The sequence below is a fragment of the Photorhabdus namnaonensis genome (assembly GCF_001684335.1).
Taxonomy (GTDB): Bacteria; Pseudomonadota; Gammaproteobacteria; order Enterobacterales; family Enterobacteriaceae; genus Photorhabdus; species Photorhabdus namnaonensis.
Genome location: NZ_LOIC01000027.1, coordinates 1 through 19,869, shown reverse-complemented (window position 1 = coordinate 19,869; position 19,869 = coordinate 1). Strand labels below are relative to the sequence as shown.

17 protein-coding genes are annotated in these 19,869 nt (G+C 43.0%); 11 read left to right on the top strand and 6 right to left on the bottom strand.

Annotated elements, in window-relative coordinates; genetic code table 11:
• Window positions 1–171 precede the first annotated feature (171 nt).
• Together frsA and gpt are read right to left on the bottom strand one after the other, a co-directional pair.
• A complete protein-coding gene (frsA, locus tag Phpb_RS06015; protein ID WP_065389586.1) occupies window positions 172–1,422 on the bottom strand; it encodes an esterase FrsA in 1,251 nt (416 codons plus the stop codon).
• Between the two features lie 14 nt (window positions 1,423–1,436).
• The gene (gene gpt / locus Phpb_RS06010) at window positions 1,437–1,898 is read right to left on the bottom strand and encodes a xanthine phosphoribosyltransferase (RefSeq protein ID WP_065389585.1); all 462 of its coding nucleotides are present in this window, start codon (window positions 1,896–1,898) and stop codon (window positions 1,437–1,439) included.
• Window positions 1,899–2,122: 224 nt separating this feature from the next.
• Between gpt and pepD the strand changes: the two genes are divergently transcribed.
• The gene (gene pepD / locus Phpb_RS06005) at window positions 2,123–3,583 is read left to right on the top strand and encodes a beta-Ala-His dipeptidase (protein WP_065389584.1); all 1,461 of its coding nucleotides are present in this window, start codon (window positions 2,123–2,125) and stop codon (window positions 3,581–3,583) included.
• 36 nt (window positions 3,584–3,619) lie between these two features.
• Here pepD and dinB read toward each other — a convergent pair whose 3' ends face one another.
• Window positions 3,620–4,675: a DNA polymerase IV gene (gene dinB / locus Phpb_RS06000; protein WP_065389583.1), complete on the bottom strand. Its 1,056-nt coding sequence runs from the start codon at window positions 4,673–4,675 to the stop codon at window positions 3,620–3,622.
• A gap of 208 nt (window positions 4,676–4,883) precedes the next feature.
• Between dinB and Phpb_RS05995 the strand changes: the two genes are divergently transcribed.
• The 3 genes from Phpb_RS05995 (at window position 4,884) to Phpb_RS05985 (ending at window position 8,815) form a co-directional block, all read left to right on the top strand.
• The gene (locus Phpb_RS05995) at window positions 4,884–7,202 is read left to right on the top strand and encodes a TonB-dependent hemoglobin/transferrin/lactoferrin family receptor (RefSeq protein ID WP_075489402.1); all 2,319 of its coding nucleotides are present in this window, start codon (window positions 4,884–4,886) and stop codon (window positions 7,200–7,202) included.
• 119 nt (window positions 7,203–7,321) lie between these two features.
• A complete protein-coding gene (locus tag Phpb_RS05990) occupies window positions 7,322–7,795 on the top strand; it encodes a sigma-70 family RNA polymerase sigma factor (protein WP_065389581.1) in 474 nt (157 codons plus the stop codon).
• Between the two features lie 144 nt (window positions 7,796–7,939).
• The gene (locus tag Phpb_RS05985; protein ID WP_065389580.1) at window positions 7,940–8,815 is read left to right on the top strand and encodes a glycerophosphodiester phosphodiesterase family protein; all 876 of its coding nucleotides are present in this window, start codon (window positions 7,940–7,942) and stop codon (window positions 8,813–8,815) included.
• 132 nt (window positions 8,816–8,947) lie between these two features.
• Here the strand turns inward: Phpb_RS05985 and Phpb_RS05980 are convergent, their stop codons facing one another.
• The gene (locus Phpb_RS05980) at window positions 8,948–10,873 is read right to left on the bottom strand and encodes a sigma 54-interacting transcriptional regulator (RefSeq protein ID WP_065389579.1); all 1,926 of its coding nucleotides are present in this window, start codon (window positions 10,871–10,873) and stop codon (window positions 8,948–8,950) included.
• Window positions 10,874–11,237: 364 nt separating this feature from the next.
• Between Phpb_RS05980 and Phpb_RS05975 the strand changes: the two genes are divergently transcribed.
• From Phpb_RS05975 to Phpb_RS05945, 7 genes are read left to right on the top strand one after another with little or no spacing between them, the layout of a single operon-like run.
• On the top strand, window positions 11,238–11,720 hold the full coding sequence (locus tag Phpb_RS05975; protein ID WP_065389578.1) for an MSMEG_0572/Sll0783 family nitrogen starvation response protein: 483 nt from the start codon (window positions 11,238–11,240) through the stop codon (window positions 11,718–11,720).
• 29 nt (window positions 11,721–11,749) lie between these two features.
• The gene (locus Phpb_RS05970; RefSeq protein ID WP_065389577.1) at window positions 11,750–12,757 is read left to right on the top strand and encodes a Nit6803 family nitrilase; all 1,008 of its coding nucleotides are present in this window, start codon (window positions 11,750–11,752) and stop codon (window positions 12,755–12,757) included.
• Between the two features lie 23 nt (window positions 12,758–12,780).
• Window positions 12,781–13,878, top strand: coding sequence for an MSMEG_0568 family radical SAM protein (locus Phpb_RS05965; RefSeq protein WP_065389576.1), 1,098 nt, complete (start codon window positions 12,781–12,783; stop codon window positions 13,876–13,878).
• A 12-nt stretch (window positions 13,879–13,890) separates the two neighbouring features.
• Window positions 13,891–14,454 (top strand): MSMEG_0567/Sll0786 family nitrogen starvation N-acetyltransferase, encoded by a 564-nt coding sequence (locus Phpb_RS05960; RefSeq protein WP_065389575.1) that lies wholly within the window; start codon window positions 13,891–13,893, stop codon window positions 14,452–14,454.
• A complete protein-coding gene (locus tag Phpb_RS05955) occupies window positions 14,451–15,506 on the top strand; it encodes a sll0787 family AIR synthase-like protein (protein ID WP_065389574.1) in 1,056 nt (351 codons plus the stop codon). Before Phpb_RS05960 ends, Phpb_RS05955 begins: the two co-directional genes overlap by 4 nt.
• A complete protein-coding gene (locus Phpb_RS05950) occupies window positions 15,494–15,784 on the top strand; it encodes an MSMEG_0570 family nitrogen starvation response protein (protein WP_065389573.1) in 291 nt (96 codons plus the stop codon). Before Phpb_RS05955 ends, Phpb_RS05950 begins: the two co-directional genes overlap by 13 nt.
• A 12-nt stretch (window positions 15,785–15,796) precedes the next feature.
• Window positions 15,797–17,134, top strand: coding sequence for an MSMEG_0569 family flavin-dependent oxidoreductase (locus Phpb_RS05945; RefSeq protein ID WP_065389572.1), 1,338 nt, complete (start codon window positions 15,797–15,799; stop codon window positions 17,132–17,134).
• A gap of 171 nt (window positions 17,135–17,305) precedes the next feature.
• Here Phpb_RS05945 and Phpb_RS05940 read toward each other — a convergent pair whose 3' ends face one another.
• Together Phpb_RS05940 and Phpb_RS05935 are read right to left on the bottom strand one after the other, a co-directional pair.
• Window positions 17,306–17,827 (bottom strand): aminotransferase class III-fold pyridoxal phosphate-dependent enzyme, encoded by a 522-nt coding sequence (locus tag Phpb_RS05940; protein WP_065389571.1) that lies wholly within the window; start codon window positions 17,825–17,827, stop codon window positions 17,306–17,308.
• 129 nt (window positions 17,828–17,956) lie between these two features.
• A complete protein-coding gene (locus Phpb_RS05935) occupies window positions 17,957–19,798 on the bottom strand; it encodes a condensation domain-containing protein (RefSeq protein ID WP_065389570.1) in 1,842 nt (613 codons plus the stop codon).
• Between the last annotated feature and the right edge of the window lie 71 nt (window positions 19,799–19,869).

Below are 19,869 nucleotides of genomic sequence, written 5' to 3'. Positions count from 1 at the left end.
CGGAGGCCAGCGTAAATCCGTCATAAAGACGGTGGCGGCCTGAGAAGTGGGAAGCCTCGCCGTTTTTACGGCGGGGAGCAGTCACAACAAATCTATGCAGTAGACTTCATCCGAAAACGCATGAAATCTTTATAAAATAAAGCAGTTAACAATCAACAAATAACGAAAATTTCATGAACAGATCTTATTTTTCAACCATTGACTAATCTCCCGTAACGCCTTATTGAAACTGTTATAAACAGGCGTTGTCGGAATAGCCAGTAACTTACTATCCATTGATGACATTGCTATCAGCTTAGACTCTTCTTTCGGGCTGAAAATATCATTCTGCCAGTAACCCGCTAACATAGGAACGGAACAACGCCGACCTAGCAAACCTTGTTTTTTAAGGGAGTAACAACCGAGTTCGAGGCGAAATGCATTTTCATCCACATTATAGATACCCAACCTGCTAGCAAACATATCAAGGTGCATCGAAGGTGAATTTTGTTGACGTTCAACGCTATTGAGCCACTCATGAACAATAGCGCCAAGAGTCGCAACGCCCTTGATACGTTTAGATTCCAAATAGGCCAACCGGACGGCAATATTGGCGCCAAAGCGAAAACCAAATAGACCAATCCTGGTGTGGTCAATCCAGGGAATTTCATCCAGTTGATGAATGATTTGTTGATGGAGAATACAGGTATCCTGTGTCAGCTTAAGACGTGAAGAGTAACCAATCGAGGGCATATCCACAGTTAACATCGCAAATCCAAGCGGCGCCAGATAATCACGGAATAGCCGGTAATAATCGCTTTGCAAATTATCCAAACTGCCACAAACCAAAATAGTTGGAGAAGGTCTTTGCAATTGCTGAGGCAGATGAAGGAAACCGGTCACACAACCGCCTTCCTTGAGTTTGAACTCAATTTTCCTCAACTGATAGTCAGAGCAACGAGCCGCATTTTCATAAGCTTTATTGGCTAAAACAACAGCCTGCTGAGACAACTCGTCACCCTTAAGATGGGGATAACCGGCGACACTATACAAATTCGCCGCTTTCAACCAGAAATTGCCGGCTTCCGGGATCTGTTCCGCCTGCAACGCTTTCTGTTGCCACAACATCGCCTGATGCGACCACTCAAAAACCCAGTTACCTTTGCGATAACCAATCACAGTATCCAGTAAATTATCATCACTGCGCTGCGCGTTTGTCATGGCAATCCGGCACAACACTTCTTCTATTTCAAGCGGATCAATTTCTCGCCAAATCCACATCAGCCGGTTAATCATACGATACCAACTACCATGACTATTACCATCCAATGTACTGTAATTACCCGCAATTAACCGGGGATGGCGGTGCTTTACCAGTGTGGAAGTTTCCTGATGCTTTTGTCTCGGCTTAAAAAGTGATTCTGAAAGGTTTCGGTTTGCCATAACAAATGTTGATTTTATTTACCTTCACAAATTGGCGGAACGAATGCCACAGCCATATCCCAGGGTTGCTCGATCCAAGTATTTTGAGGAATATCAACAACATAATCATCAACCAGAGGTCGGCCCGCCGGCTTTGCAAAGATAGTCACAAAATGGGCTTTGGGATACATTTCACGGATGGCTTGAGCGGTTCCTCCAGTATCAACCAAATCATCCACAACGATGAAACCTTCACCATCACCTTCCGCTTTTTTCAGAACATGTAGCTCACGTTGATTATTATGGTCATAGCTGGAAATACAGACTGTATCTACATGACGAATACCCAATTCACGCGCTAAAAGCGCGCCGGGTACAAGACCACCGCGACTCACGGCAATGATGCCTTTCCACTGTTCGACAGGGAGTAAACGTTGCGCCAATTTACGGGCATGTATTTGCAACGTATCCCAGGTTACGACATATTTTTCGCTCATAAAAATTGATCCCGACAACTTAAGAATACTTTAGAAAAGCACCTCGCAAAAAAAGTTGCGCGAATTATAGTGACTTAGGTCGGTAAAAACTAGCGGAAACAGGGAATCGACGAATCGTATTATTCTTAACAAAAGTAAAGTGGTATTCTGAACCCAATAACATCATGGCGTTAAGCGCTCATCATATAGAAACTTAATTGAGATGCAGTCATAGGAGATTCGTCGTGTCAGAACTATCACAATTATCCCCTCAACCTCTATGGGACATCTTTGCCAAGATCTGCTCTATTCCTCACCCTTCTTACCATGAAGAAGCTCTGGCAACCCATATTGTTCAATGGGCGCAAGAAAAAGAGTTGCACGTTGAACGAGATCAAGTCGGCAATATTCTGATCAGAAAGCCCGCCAGTAAAGGGTTGGAAAATCGTAAAGCGGTTGTTCTGCAAGCACATCTTGATATGGTGCCGCAGAAAAACAACGATACAGCGCACGATTTCATTGAAGATCCTATCCGTCCTTATATCGATGGTGAATGGGTTACTGCCCAGGGAACAACATTGGGGGCTGATAATGGTATTGGCCTGGCATCAGCATTGGCTGTACTGGCTGATGACAATGTAAAACATGGCCCGCTAGAAGTTTTATTGACCATGACAGAGGAAGCCGGAATGGATGGCGCTTTTGGCCTGCAACCGGGCTGGCTGCAAGCGGATATCTTAATCAATACCGATTCAGAAGAAGAAGGAGAAATCTACATGGGTTGTGCTGGAGGTATCGATTTTACCACCACGTTAGCATTAACTCGTGAAGCTGTTCCGGCTAACTATAAGACAGTAAAATTGATCATCAAAGGTTTAAAAGGCGGGCATTCCGGTTGTGATATTCATGTAGGGCTAGGCAATGCCAACAAACTACTGGCACGCTTCCTTGCCGCCCATACTCAGGAATTGGGGCTAAAACTGCTCGACTTCCAGGGCGGTACGCTGCGTAATGCCATTCCTCGTGAAGGCCATGTTATTGTTGCTATCCCTGCCGATAAAGCAACGCAGCTTACCCAATTGAAAGATAAGTACTTGGATATACTGAAAAATGAGTATGCCGTCGTTGAGAAAAACCTGACTGTATTACTGGAAGAGATCGAAACCGATATTCTGGCATTAACTGATGATTGCCAAAACCGTTTTATCTCATTGCTAAACAGTACTCCCAATGGTGTTATCCGTATGAGTGATGTCATCAAAGGTGTGGTAGAGACCTCGCTAAACGTGGGTGTTGTCGCAATGGAACAAGATAAGGTAAATCTCATTTGCTTAATCCGTTCGCTTATCGACAGCGGCAAATCCTATATCATAGGAATGCTATCTTCGCTGGCTAAACTGTCAAATGCTGAGATTTCCGCTAAAGGTGATTATCCGGGCTGGCAGCCAGATGCAAGTTCTCCGGTAATGCACTTAGTACGTGAAACTTATCAACAGTTATTCGATAAGATACCTAATATTATGGTGATCCACGCAGGGTTGGAATGTGGCTTATTCAAGAAACCTTATCCTGATATGGACATGGTATCTATCGGGCCAACCATTACGGGCGCTCACTCTCCTGACGAACAAGTGCACATCAAGAGTGTCGGGCAATATTGGCAACTGCTCACTGCAATTCTGAAAGCCATTCCCGAAAAGGCTTAATCAGCTCTCCCCTGCCTTGACGTGATGGCAGGGGAATTACCATTCAAATAAAAGCTGCCGATCAATTTGTGGGTCCTGTAAAGTGACGTGCAAACCGACCAAACGAACACCACGCCCTTCTCGCCGAGATATCCATGTTTTTTCAGCCAGTTGGAGTAAATCTGATTTATCCAATAATGGGTGAACATGCTCCTGAGTTGTCAGTTGAAAATCATCAAATTTCAGTTTAATCCCCTGACGGGCAATCCGCAGATCAGGTTTAACTTTACTTAATCGTTCTTCTAATTCCTGATACAAACTGTCTATCAATTCTGTACATTGTTCCCAATGGTGAATATCTCTCGCAAGTGTCCGCTCCACACCAATTGATTTTCGCAGACGGTCTGGATTCACCAATCGCTCATCAATACCATGACAACGATCCCAAAGTACCTGACCAAATTTCCCCAACTGTTTCACCAAAACAATGACGTCATATTTTTGTACATCAGAACAGATTTCCAGCCCCATATTAGCCAACCGTTGTACCGTAACTTTGCCAACCCCCGGAATTTTTCGCAAAGGTAAAACCTTAACAAAATCGGCCACTCGATCTGGAGGAATGACATACTGCCCATTAGGCTTATTAATATCAGAAGCTATTTTTGCCAAAAATTTCACTGGCGCAATACCGGCTGATGCCGTCAATTGTAATTCATCAAAAATGGCTTTACGGATCTCCTGTGCGATAAGCGTAGCAGATCCATAACAATGATGACTATCAGTGACATCCAGATAAGCTTCATCCAATGACAAAGGTTCTATCAGCTCAGTATAACGAGAAAATATCTGACGGATATGCAGGGAAACCTCCCTATACAGCGCCATACGCCCCGGAAGAACCTTAAGCTGAGGACAGAGTTTCAACGCCATCGCAGTAGACATTGCACTACGTACCCCAAAACGACGGGCAGGATAATTAGCTGTACTAATAACACCCCGCTTATCTGCACTGCCGCCCACAGCGATGGGAATATGACGAAGTGACGGATCATCACGCATTTCAATAGCTGCGTAGAAACAATCCATATCAACATGAATAATCTTTCGCATACTGCTTTAGCCTATCAACGATAACTGTATAAATATACATAAAAATAGACTCAAGAGCAATCTAGTAACAACTTTGAAAACATCTTGAGCAACAAAATAATTAATTAATACCGTTATTAACTTTCTACTGCCCGACTCCTTGCGTTAAGTGACCTATCCTGTAAGTGCAACTTTTCTATTTAACGACACTCCAAGGATGCTCATAACAATGAAAAATAGCGGGAAACCACAAAAAACCTCAGCTACAGCGACTATACAGCCAATTAATCGCACTCTTCATTACGCTTTATCAAGCATAATTATGCTGAGTACTGGCCTGCCAGGTTATCTGGCTGCACAGGAAAATGAAGAGCAAAAATCAAAAGAAAAATCGGAAAAATCAGAGAAAATCATCACGCTTTCTACACTTTCTGTTATTGGCGGATTGAATAACAGCGTTAGCGCCGGAAGCTCAGTATTGAAAAAAGAGGATATTGAACGTACCCAGGCAGATAATATCGCCGAATTGCTTGATCAACTTCCCGGCGTTTCCATGTCAGGATCGCCTCGTCCAGGAGGCCAAACTTTGAATATCTGGGGAATGGGTGATACCGAAGACGTTAAAGTCACCTTGGATGACGCACCGAAAGGCTTCGAGAAATATCGCCAAGGTTCCATCTTTATTGAACCCGAATTAATCAAGCGAGTCGATGTCGATAAAGGCCCGCATAATCTACTTGATGGTAATGGCGGATTTGGCGGAACAGTTAAAGTTGTCACCAAAGATGCCAGTGATTTATTACAGCCAGGAGAAGATTTTGGCGGATTACTGAAATACAGTTATCACACCAATGACCGCCAAAATATTTATAGCAGCGCAGTTTATGGCCGGACAATAGAAGGCTTCGCTGACGGCCTGTTATATATGAGCAAACGAGATGGCGGCAATATTAAACGACCGGATGGTACCCGTTTTGCGTTCTCTAAAAGTGATCAGGCTTCCTATTTACTGAAAACGAATTTTTACCTGAACGATGCTAATACATTGACACTTTCTGCGATGCGTTCTGATTCTGATGGTTGGCAGCCTTGGGCGGCAAAACGTGATGAAATAGCCGTTCCGTCAGAATCCGACGTTGAAAAATATGGTTGGAATGAAGCCTGGCGCCGGAAGTTGGTTTATCGTGATCAAACAGACCAAAATTACACAGCTAAATGGAATATTGCACCGGAAGATAATCCCTTACTTAATCTGACAGCAACTTATGCTTATTCCAAAACAGAACAGCATGATAAACGCTCTAAAAAAGCCCACAGCGGTTTTCTTGGCTCATTAGGAAATGAAAGCTGGATCGACTATGTGGATCACCTAGTAGATATAAATAATGAAAGTACTTTTATAACCGGACCGATAGAACACACATTATTAGCTGGAGTTCGTTGGCATAAAAATCAACGCAATACTCTTATTCACGATAAGAGTAAAGACAAAAATCCTGATTATAACTACGGCTATTTTCAACCAAGCTATATGCCATCAGGAGAGCAAAGAATTAATAGTTTCTATTTGCAGGATTCAATGGTTATCGGCAGTGTTACTGTGACACCCGGTGTTCGCTATGACCATATCACCAATACGGGGAAGCCAAATATCGCGGCAATCTACAACCATAGTTCGCCAAATATCGGGCACGATTACAGCAGTGTTACTTATACCGGCTGGTCTCCCCATTTAGGTATTATGTGGAAGGCGACTAATCATCTTTCTCTATTTTCTGATATCAGCCGTACATGGCGTGCTCCATTAGTAGATGAACAATATGAAGTACAATCCGCCCGTACCAATACTACTGGCAGTAGCCGTAATCTGGATGTAGAAAGAATAACGGGATTGAGAGCAGGTATAATATTGGATTTCGACGATTTGATCTTGGAACGAGATAATTTGCAAATCCGCACAACACTATTCCATAACCGCGGCAAAAATGAAATATTTGTCCGCCGTGGAGTGATGTGTCGGGCGCAGATCAACAATAAATCATCAAGTTGTGAGAAACCAATATCCAACTACCGTAATTTACCGGGATACACAATTCAGGGGCTGGAAATCGAAACTTTCTATAACAGCAATTATTTATTCGGCAAATTCTCTTATTCAACTATGCGTGGTCAGAGAGATGCTTCACCACGCGATCCTTGGGGCAATAAAACATGGATTGCTGAAATCCCACCAACTGCCGCTCACACTATGCTAGGTGTAAAAATCCCTCAGTGGCAAATGACAATGGGATGGACTGGTGATTTCATCCGTAAGCAAGATCGTTCTCCTACAAGCGGTGATCCAGAAGCAAGTTACTGGGCACTAAAAAAAAGCAAAGGTTATGCACTGCATGGTTTATTCGCCAGTTGGCAACCTACTTTCTGGCAAGGTCTTGAAGCACGTGTCACGGTAAATAACCTGTTTAATCGTGATTATCGCCCATACCTCGGTGAATCAGTTTCTGGGATTGGACGCAATATTAAATTTAGTATCTCCCAGAAGTTCTGATTTCTCACCTGATAGTTCCCTCTACATATGAGGGAACTCACTTAAGGCCAACAGCTTGACAGACGCCCACATATAAAAATAATAATCATTATCATCTTCCTAAGTTATTGGAAATCATAATGGCAGCCCAGAAAGCCATTCCTGAAATTAATAGTTTTGCGCAACAATTTTACTTTGAACATCATGACTGGTTATACCACTGGCTACGCCAAAAAGTCCCTTGCTCCTGTCATGCGGAAGATCTCACTCAGGACACTTTCCTGAATGTTCTATCAAATTCAAATTTGTCAGACATCCGCCAACCACGGCCTTTTCTGGCGACCATAGCTCGCTGCCTGGTTGCCAACTATTACCGTCGAATAAAAACCGAAGAGAGTTTGGAATATATAAACTCGACACTAGCAATAACCATGCCTTCTGCGGAAAGCAGAATCGACACATTTGAACAGCTTGAAAAACTGGATATCACTCTTAATAAACTCCCTGGCCGGGTAAAACAAGCTTTTCTACTAGCACAGCTACAAGGTCTGCGTTATAGCGAAATCGCTGATCAACTTCAGGTTTCTTCCTGTTCAGTAAAGCAGTATTTGTAACGAGCACATAACAAATGTAAAAAAACTCAAATTCTCACTTAAAATTCAAAAAACCGTGTTACATTCAAAATTGATTTCACAATGAAATCATTAACAAAACTAATAATTTCAATTTGACTATAACTGGATATTATGGAGAAAACGATGCGACACGGAATTACCGCTGCAATCCTACTTTGCTGTTCTGCCAGCACTTTTGCAACAATACCACAAATTATCGCTCATCGTGCGGGTACCAGTGACGCACCTGAAAATACCGAGTACGCAATTTCTAAATCCCTGGAGAATAAAGCAGATGCTATTTGGATCACTGTTCAGCTTTCAAAGGATAGTATTCCAGTACTCTACCGTCCATCAGACCTAAATAGCTTGACCAATAAAAGTGGACTTGTTTCCGCATATAAAGCCAGTCAATTAGCTAAATTTGACGCCGGTTACAAATTTGGCCCTGATAATCATCATCCATTCCGTAATAAAGGATTAGGTATTCCAACATTAGAACAAGTCTTAAAAAAATACCCGGATACTTTCTTCTATATTGATTTGAAATCACCAGACGCAGATCCAGCACAGCAGGCCAAAGCGCTTGAGAAAGTGCTGACCAAACAAAAAGCGCTTGCTCGTACCCGTTTCTATTCTACCGATGAAACTTACCTTAACGCATTACCAGCAACAATTCAGCGTTTTGAAAGTCGTGATAAAACCCGCACCATGCTGGCAAATATTACAATGGCTCATCAGTGCGATATTCCTGAAAATACCGACACCGCTCGCTGGTATGGTTTGGAAATGCGTCGTAACGTCGAAGTTGTTGAGAAATATACTCTTGGTGAAGCACGTTCCAAATCAGTATTGTCATGGGATAAGGAAGCAATGGAGTGTTTCCGTGCTAAAGGTGGCGCTAACATCATTCTCTTTGGCATTAAAACAGAGGAAGATTTCAAACAAGCTAAAGAGCTTGGTGCCGACGGTGTGCTGGTGGATTCACCCAAGCTATTCAGTACCTTTAAAACAAAATAAGAATTGGGGGTTCCCAGAAAGAAACTCCTCAGTCATCCTTTTGAAGGAACCCTTTTCCCATACAAGCTAAACCCGCGCTCTTCCGCGGGTTTTTTCTGCTAAACCACACTTTCCAAGCCCAAGATGAAATTTTTAATAATCAATCTCCAATTTCTTTAAGCGTGAAATCAATGTCGTTGGGTTCATTCCCAATAATTTTGCTGCGCCATCATCACCAAAAATTTTCCCCTTGCATTGTTTAACGGCAAGAGAGAAATTTTTAATTTCCAATTCTTTCAGTTGCCGCATGGTCAGCACGACTTCAATTTGTTGAAATTTATTGTGAATATTCTGATGCGTAATTTCATTTTGCTGTTGATCTTGTTCTAACAAATATCTGAAGGAAACAGTGCCTTGTTTCGCTATAATTAACGCGCGTTCAATGACATTTTGCAATTCACGAATATTACCAGGCCAGTCATATTGCTGTAGTTCTAAAATATGCCTTTGTGAAAATGGTAGATAATTAATTTTACGCTTATCACAAATCAACTTAGTAAAATGCGTAACCAAAAGTGGAATATCTTCTTTACGGTCACGTAAAGCTGGTGAATAAATCGGGAATACATTTAAACGGAAATAGAGGTCTTCACGAAAGCGCTTGTGTTTAACTTCTTCTTTTAAATTGCGGTTGGTGGCGGCAATAATCCGCACATTCACATGTCGCGTTTTTTCTTCGCCAACCCGCTCAAAAGTTCCTTCCTGCAATACACGCAGCAGTTTACTTTGTAGCTCGATAGGAATTTCGCCAATTTCATCTAAAAACAGCGTACCCTGATCTGCCAATTCAAAACGTCCGGCACGGTCACGCACAGCCCCAGTAAATGCACCTTTGACATGTCCGAAAAATTCACTTTCAAACAGTTCCGAAGGAATGGCGGCACAATTGACTCGAATAAGTGGTTGCTGTTGACGGTGACTGGATTGGTGAATAGCACGAGCAATCAGTTCCTTGCCTGTACCTGATTCACCATAAATCATCACATTAGCATCAGTTGGGGACACCACCTTGATTTTTTCAATAATCTGTAAAATGGATGCACTACTGCCAATAATTTCATCATATTGATTTTCATGTAAAATTTCCTCTTGCAGATATTCATTTTGCTGTTCAAGTCGACTTTTTAAATCTTGTAGCTCTTCAAGGGCATGGGTTAATTGTTTTTCGGTATTCAGTCGATCGGTAATATCGCGAAACACCACTACCGCGCCAATAATTTCACCATCACGAATCACCGGAGTACTGGTAAATTCCACCGGAAAGCAACTGCCGTCACGACGCCAAAAAACTTCCTGAACCCCTTCATGCACAATACCGTCATGCACCGCCGCATAAATCGGGCACTCTTCTTCAGGATAGGGTTCGCCATTTTCACGGGTATGGTGATGAATCTTATGGATATTGTCACTCAATACATCTTCAGGTCGCAGCCCCAACATTTTAGCCCCGACAGGGTTAATAAAAGTACACAAGCCTTGTTTGTTAATACTGTAAATACCGTCACCGACTGAACTCAGCAATAAATGCTTGCCTGTGTCGGAGTCAATAAGTAGCTCTTGTAAGGCTTGCGATTCTTTTAAACCTGCACAAATGGCTTTATCAGTATTTTTATTGAGTTGGCGCAGTTCTAAATCTTTGACATCCACCAGTGACCATATCAGCAAGGTTTTATTTTTATAGGGCAATGAAACAGAAGTAATATCCAATTGGATTTTTTCACCGTTTTTATCAAAGATATACAGCTCATTGTTCCAAGCCCACCCTTTCGCCAAAGCGCCTTCGGTAAACGCCACAAGATACGGCAGTTGTCTGAAATGACCAAAAATGGAAGTCACCGTTTTTTGAATAATTTCATGACGTTCATATTGTAATAATCGGGTGGCGCTAATATTCACATCAATAAACTGGTTTTGATGTGGGTCCAATACAATTAATGCCTGTGACGTGTGTTCAAATACCAACGGGCGAGTCGAGTCTTCATAAACTACCCAGTCTGAGATAAAGTCAGTCGTATTCATACTATACCCGTCATCTTTCAAGTTGCCTCTTTGTTGGCTGCACTCGCTCACCCCGGTCACATAGTTCGCTATGCTCCCGGGGATTCACTCCCTTGCCGTCGCGATGCATCTTTAAATCCATAGGGTATATGAAGTTTCATAATTTAAGCTATGAAATTTCATAATACTACGAAAAATCCTAATTCCCTAGTAGTTCAATTTATCTCCATGAAAAATATTTTTATAAAAATTAAATGATATTTTTCAATGTGATAAGAATTAACTTCCGTTCCAAAATATAACTTGGCACAGCTCTCGCATTAATACAATCAGACTAGACTACATGTTGGTTCATTCCCAAATAACATTGAACTAGGAGGCTGCTATGCCAAACATTGATATCGAACAATATAAAGACGGCGATTTTCTCGTTGATTATGAAGAAAAAGTGTTTGAGGACGTCAAAGCCCTGCCGGGTGAAAAAGCATTGGTGACTTTCCATACCGTTGCATTTGAGGGATCAATTGGCTTGGTCAATGTGTTACAGGCAAAACGTTTGTTGCGCAAAGGCTTTGAAACCAAAATTTTGCTTTACGGCCCAGGCGTGCAATTGGGTGTACAACGCGGTTTTCCAACTTTAGGGGCGGAAGCTTTTCCGGGCCATTTAGCCGTCAATAATCAGTTGAAAGCCTTTATGGCAGAAGGCGGCGAAGTCTATGCCTGCCGTTTTGCGTTGCAAGCGATGTATGGTCAAACCGAAAAAGCGCTTATTCCGGGAATTCGGCCAATTAATCCATTGGATGTGATGGATTTAAGACTGCTGATGCGTCGCGACAATGCCTTAATCATTGATACCTGGACTGCCTAAGTAAACATAAACTATAAGGGGATAAGGTTATGAACCGAATCATTAAAGCTGCCGCGGTGCAATGTAGCCCAGTGCTTTATAGCCAAGCCGCAACAGTAAAAAAAATCTGTGACATTATTCTAGAGCTTGGAAAACAGGGAGTGCAATTTGCAGTCTTTCCTGAAACCGTCGTGCCTTATTACCCTTATTTCTCCTTTGTACAACCGCCATTTGCTATGGGCAAAGAACATTTAAAGCTGTTGAATGAATCGGTGGTTGTCCCTTCCGAAGCAACTTTAGCGATTGGTCAAGCCTGCCTTGAAGCCAACATGGTGGTGTCGATTGGCATTAATGAACGCGCGGGCAGTACGATTTATAACGCGCAACTGTTATTTAATGCCGACGGTTCAATCATTCAGCATCGCCGCAAAATTACCCCAACTTACCATGAACGAATGGTGTGGGGACAAGGCGACGGCAGTGGTTTACGCGCCATTAATTCTGCGGTGGGACGTATTGGTTCGCTGGCATGTTGGGAACATTACAACCCGTTGGCACGGTTTGCTTTGATGGCTGATGGTGAGCAAATTCATGCGGCCATGTTTCCCGGTTCGTTGGTAGGGCAAGTCTTTGCCGATCAAATCCGCGCCACCATTCAACACCATGCTTTAGAATCCGGCTGTTTTGTGGTCAATGCCACCGCATGGCTGCATCCCGAACAACAACAGCAAATTATGCAGGATACCGGCTGTAATATCGGTCCAATTTCAGGAGGATGTTTTGCCGCCATCGTTTCTCCCGAAGGCAAACTCCTGGCTGAACCGATCACACAAGGTGAAGGTTATTGCATTGCCGATCTGGACTTTAGCCTGATTGATAAACGCAAACGCATGATGGATTCGATTGGACATTACAGCCGTCCTGAATTGCTCAGCTTATTGATTGATCGTCGTCCAACACAGGTATTACACGAACTGAAAGTTGAAACATCAACTCAAAGTCATCTCGAAAAGCTCTCAAAGTTTAATGAAGAACATGCCGAAACCGTATTGATGTAAACCCGATCGATAGGGGGTTAAAGATGTCTGCAACACAACTATTAACCAATTTGCAATTATTAACCGACTTGCAATGTAATGGTCTGAACTGGGAAGGCGATTTTGGCTTGTCCCGTAAAGGCGGCGCAGGGCCAAGCGATCATAAGGCGCTGAGCCTTGGCGGGCAGACCATGATGATTCCTGTGCTGAACCTTGCGGCACAAGATTCTCCCTACACCGCAAAGCCTGAACCGCACTCTGACAAGGTGATTGTCTTTAAAAACCGGATTCCTGTAGCGACCTTAACCGCACCTGCACGACCACGTTTTTATGATTTAAAAACCGCCGAAGGCATTGCCTACGAACAAATTGCGACCTTACATAGCCGTGATGTGTTGGCGACAACGGTGTTACAGCATTGCATTCGTATGAAGGATAAGGCAACTGCCTGCCAATTTTGCTCGATTAATCAGTCTCTACAAGAGGGTCGAACCTTGCCCCGTAAACGCCCGGAACAATTGGCTGAGGTAGCGAAAGCAGCCGTTGAACTGGATGGCGTCAAGCAAATGGTAATCACCACAGGTACGCCAAACACGGGAGATCGCGGCGCCAAAATTTTATATGACTCAGTTAAAGCGATTAAGGCGCAAGTAGATTTGCCGATACAGGTACAGTGCGAACCACCCGATGATTTTGTCTGGTTTCAACGTCTAAAAGATGCAGGCGCGGTGTCGATCGGCATGCACCTTGAGGCGGTAAGCGAACGTGTACGACAGAAAATTATGCCGGGCAAAGCCGAAGTATCGTTGGAAAAATATTTTGCGGCATTTGAGGCAGCCGTTGAGGTGTTCGGTCGAGGGCAGGTCAGTACCTACATTTTGGCAGGATTGGGCGATACCGAACGGGAAATCGTGGAGATGACCGCCAAACTGACTGAAATTGGGGTATATCCATTCGTGGTACCGTTTGTACCGATTCGAGGCACACCATTAGAACATCACCCTAAACCTGATCAAGCTTTTATGCAGTCGCTCTATCCGAAAATTGGCCGGCAACTCAAGCAACAGGGTTTGAACTCAGAAAATACTCAAGCAGGCTGTGCTAAATGTGGCGCTTGCTCTTCGCTGAAAGCGTATGAATAAGGAGAATGTGATATGGAACTTTCTCACTATCCTTGGCTGCTTGAGCAAAATAAAGGGCTGAAACAATTTGTTAGCGATGACATTGCTATCAAAATTGTGTCGGAAGATTGGGAGCGTCGCCAATATTATCGTTTGCGTGAAATGACCTTTCGCGATGAACAGAAAATCTTGCAAGAAGATCGTGACGAATACGACGTTAAAGCATTAGGCATTGTTGCCATTGAGAAAATGTTTGGTGAACATGACCGAGTGATTGGCGCAGTACGGATTTTCCCGGATGGCGAACAGACATGGTATGGCGGGCGTTTATGCGTCGAACCTTTATATCGACGTCGCCATATCATTGGCAAAGCGTTAATTAATACCGCGGTATCGACCGCCAAAAACCTGGGATGCCGTACTTTTTTAGCCACCGTGCAAAGTCAAAATGAACACTATTTCCAAAGGTTGTGTTGGGATAGTTTGCGCCAATTGACCGTTGCCAACATTCCACATGTGCTGATGCAGGCACAGATTGAAAACTATCCGTTACCGCATGTCCCGATGCAAACCTATATGCAGAAGGAGGCGCAATGATGGAACTCAATCAACTACTCGAAATGTTAAAACATACGCCTGCTATGCAGTCCAAACAGACGATTGCTCACCATGTTTCAATTAATACAACTTGCCATGTGGATTCATTGGATAGCTTATATGCCTATCCCGGAGATGACACGGCGGCAGTGCCGCTGAATGGTCAATATATATTGCATGCCTGTGAAGGCATGTTACCCAGTTTTGTTGCCGATCATCCTTATTTTGCCGGATGGTCAGCGGTCATGGCGAATATTAGTGATATTGCCGCAATGGGTGGCCGGGCATTATCAGTGGTGAATAGCTTTTGGCATACCAGTAGCGAAAGTGCCCAGTTGTTAATGCAAGGTATACAGGATGCTTGCAACGCTTATGGTGTGCTATTGGTCGGTGGGCATACCAATATTGGCGTAGTTTATCAGCCCACTCTATCAGTTGCGATTCAAGGCATAGCGCGAAAACTACTCTCAGTATTGCATGTCAAACCACAACAAAAAATTCTGATCGCTTTAAATCTAAAAGGGCGATTCCACCCCAATACCACTTATTGGAAATGCTTTGAGCGTGTGCCTGACCGCATTTTACAGTCACAAATTGCCTTGTTGCCGCAATTGGCGGAGGCAAATCTGGCTCATGCCGCCCGTGATATTAGCAATGCCGGTATTTTAGGCAGCCTGTTAATGCTACTCGAAGCGACAGCATCGGGGGCACAGATCAACTTAGATGCCATTCCCAAACCTGATGATGTGGACTGGTTTAAATGGCTACAAATTTTCCCCAGTTTTGGTTTTTTACTGACGGCCGATGCAAATGGATGTGAAGCAATAATCGAGCTGTTTCACCGTCAGGACATTGCCTGCGCGGTGATTGGCGAAACCAATGCCTGTGGTGTGGTTGCCGTGCAACAACAAAAGCGGCGCGACATATTTTGGGATTTTAACCGCCAAGTATTCACCGGTTTTTGTTATGCCGATGCTTTAAAAAAGTTACAGGCTCAATCCATACCGATTAAATCTAAAAGTCAGCAGGAGTCGATGTTATGCCCAGTGTGAATTTTACTGTGAAATGGCCTAATGGGGAGCTGATTCAATATTACTCACCCTCAACAGTGATTTATGAATACCTGTCCATTGGTCAACGTTACCCAAGTACCGAGTTCTTACATCAGGTTGAAAATGGTCTACATGCCGCCTCGGAAAGGGTACGGGCGCGTTATGGCTTTTTCTGTAGTTCGGCCGTGGACAATCTGGCGATTATTAAACGCCAAGCCAAGTTCTTCGGGCTAAGCCCGGAAGAGCAAATTGAAATTATTGAAATGAAGAATCAATGAGAGGGATATTCCATGCTAAGTATCCAAAATCAAATGTTACAGCCAAATTACGATGTGGTCATTGTTGGTGGTGGTCAGGCTGGTTTATGTATCAGTCACTATTTGCAAAAAGCGGGCATTAACCATGTGGTATTGGAAAAAGAATCCGAATTAACCCATAGCTGGCGTCATAAACGTTGGGACAATTTTACCCTGGTGACACCGAACTGGCAGTGTCTATTGCCTGAACATCCTTATCAGGGGAACGACCCTGACGGCTTTATGAAAAAGCCTGAAATTGTGGCATATCTTGACGAATTTATTGAAAAGACTCATCCTCCCGCCATTTTAAATATTCAGGTAGAACATGTGAAAAAAGCGGCGGCACATGAGTTTGTCATTAAAACCAATCACGGTATAACCACAGCCAAACAGCTTGTCGTCGCAGCCGGTGGGTATCACACCCCGATTTATCCAAAATTAAGCGCTCCCCTGCCTAAACATGTGAAAGTGATGCATTCGGAAGAATATTTAAATGCAGATCAACTGCCTGAAGGTGCTGTATTGGTCGTCGGATCAGGTCAATCCGGAGCACAGATTGCCGAAGATTTACATCTGGCAGGCAAAAAAGTCTATTTATCGACAGGCAACGCACCCCGTTGTGCCCGCTTCTATCGTGGCAAAGATGTGGTGAAATGGCTGTTTGATATGGGGTATTACGAAACTACCGTCGAAAATCATCGCTATAGTGAAGAAGTGCGTAACAGCACCAACCACTATGTCACCGGGCGTGACGGCGGGCGCGATATTGACCTACGTAAATTTGCCTTAGAAGGTATGCAACTGTTCGGACATTTTAATGACTTTAAAGAGGGTCAATTCTGGTTTAGACCAGATTTATCGGAAAACCTGAACCTTGCCGATACCACTTACAATCGCATTAATGCCTCGATTGATGAGTATTTAAAGAAAAACAATATTGCAACCGACGAACCCGCGTCGGTATATCAACCGGTTTGGCAGCCTGAGCAGGAAATCACACACATTGACTTAGTAAAAGAAAATATCACCTCAGTGATTTGGTGTATTGGTTTTAAACCAGATTATTCATGGATTGATTTAGATATTTTTCAAGCCAATGGTTATCCAAAACATAACCGCGGTATTACCATTGATCCAGATGTCACATTTATTGGTTTGCCGTGGTTATATACATGGGGTTCTGGACGTTTTCTCGGGATCGATCAGGATGCCGCCTATGTGGCGCAGCATATTGAGCAACAAATAAATCAGCAAAACATGCATATATTATCTACTTTAATTAAAGGCGCTAAATCTGCAATCAAAGATAAAAGAATATCTCAAATGTGAAATTCCTAACTTCACCTGACAGAATATTTTTAAATTCTTATTTTTTCAATAAAAGTCCGGTTGTAAAAACGGGGGGACCATAGATTTTTGCGCTCTCCTATGGAAGCCCCTCAATTTGACAATCAATTTAATCGAGGATCTAAAATATCTATTACTTTAGCTAAGACTTCATCAACGCTCCACATAAGCATCCATCACAGGCTGACGATTATCCTTATTACCTGTCAAACTTAATGAGGTTCCTGTCATACCGTGAAAACCATTGGTAAAAGCAACGACTCGACAACGTTGGGTTACTTTACGCGCAAGCTTAATCGCCGATTCAACAACACTGGTACCAGTCGGTGAAGTGAACTGTAATTTATAGGTCAACCCTCTGGGCACCAGAATGTTTTCTTGAAAAGCAGTGATAAAGTCTTTTTTCGCTTTAGTGTGCAAATCCAATGCACCTTGAATACCATCTTCATTGATGTACTGAAATACAGCCAGTTTTAGTGCTTGATGGTTATGCCCATAATTCAACGCCCCTGCACAACTGAGAAAATCAAGATATGGCGAGCCATTTTGGTCATATAAATAGGAACCGGAGGCTCTATGGAATACTTTATGAAAATTTCGGCAATAGGAACGTACTTCTGATTCATACTGCTCAAAAATCTGATAATCATCCTGTTGTGTTATTAATTCTTCCATCTGTTTAAGTTCTCCTCTAAACGTTTTCTGAATGAGGCTAATGTAAGTCACTCGTAGATTAGACTTCTGCGTTTACAGCAACTAAAAACTGTGGAATCAAGTACCAAAAAATTAACTATCCAACGATAATTAAATAATCTGCCCGGATAAAAAAGCCATGTCTTCTATCTTTTCACTAAGCCGTTCGGCCAACGCTAAAGCGAATCCCGTGCCATAGCGTCTTTCATCTGCTGTCACATTTATTAAAATACCTTCTCCTTTCAAATCATTTATCAACTCAACCCTAATCGGTAAGCTGGTATGGTCACGCACATCTTCATTAGTATTCACCAACCCTCGTTCTAATAACTCATTGCGAGAATGAAAATGAACGTAGCTAAACGTAGCCTCGAAGGGTGGCCCTCCTAACAGAGTTTGTATTTCTGAATATGGAAAACGTCTAAAAGGCAATATTTCTTTTTCAGCATCGAAAGCCTGTCTTGCCAGCACCTGCCAGTTATTGGCAAAGTCAAGATTCAACTTTATCGGAATATGATTAAGGAACAGTCCAAGAGTCAAATCCGCGCCTTCCCTCTCAGGTCTACCGTTAACAGACATCCCTGCGACAAAACCAATATCTTGTAACTGATGGGCTGTTGTCAGATAGAAACTAGCAAAAAACATACTTTTTAACGGAATGCCCCAATCTGATACATTTTTTAGCAATTGCTTCACTGTTCGTTCCGGCAAGACCGATACTGCTTTCCTATGATCAGTATCTTGATATCTATCCGTTTTTCCTTTAGCTAAATATTGACTAAAAAACTGTTTCGCCTTGTCGTTACTTAGCGCTTCACGCTCAAGTTTGACAAACTCTGACAATGGTGCTGGTTGCTCCAATAAAACAGACTCGCCAGCTAAATTGGATTGATACAATCTCAAAAGCTCAAGGATAAAAACAGACTCACTCCAACCATCAAGGATCGCATGATGAAAGGCATAAGCTAACCGAAATTGCCCTTTATTCAATGTCGCCGCATGTACCCTCATTAAAGGAGCCTCTTCGGGATCAAATGGTTGGCTTAACTCAACCATTACTTTTTCGTGACGTGCAGCCAACTGTTCATCATCAAGATTTGTGTAGTTCTCCACTATAAGTGGCAATGATGATAGTGATTCAACCAATTGCATCACTTCACTAAAAGAGGCCAAATCAAATCTTGTTCTGAGAACTGGGTGCCTTTTGGCGATTGCCTGAAGCGTGTCGTGAAGTATTTTTTCATCCAGTGGCAAGTTGACATCCCGAGCAATAACATCAAGGTAGATTGCTTTACCACTGTATAATCCCTCAAACAGCATCCCTAGCTGCAATCTCGTCGCCGGATAAGCAGTTTCGATATTAACAGGCAACCTTTGCTTATCCGTTTCATTTATCAGTGGGTTCTCATTCTGCTGACTGAGAGCTTCTTCTGTTTGTGCCAAACCGCGGCAAACCCCACACAATGTCGGATTGCGAGCTAGTCCATTATCTGTTTGTTCTGGGAGCACCAAATCTTTACACATTTCCCTAAGTGTCGAGGTACGAAATAAGGTAGAAAGTGTCAGATTGAGTCCTCGTTTTTCAGCTTCCGCGATAACCTGAATAGCCAATAATGAATCGCCTCCCAACGCAAAAAAATCAGCATCAGGCACAACGTCAAATGGCCCTAGAATTTGTTGCCAGATCTCTGCCACCAGCGCTTCTGTCACGGAGAGTTCACTGGATACCACCTCTTCTAATCTCTCAGCCTCTTTCCAACCCATCAAAAATCGACGATCCACTTTACCACTGCTTGTTAAAGGTAGCTGTTCATGCTGGATAAACTGACTAGGCCACATATAGCTGGGTAACAACGTTTGAACACGAGTGATGATAGCTTGCTCAACATCAGTGCTTTTATGAGTTGTATGATCAGTGTGAGTTGTATAATGGGCAACTAAATAAATTTTCAAAATAATAGATCACTGGAAGGGAACTCAGTCCGATTTTTGCGATCTGATCAATTGCCAAAAATCCCAAACCT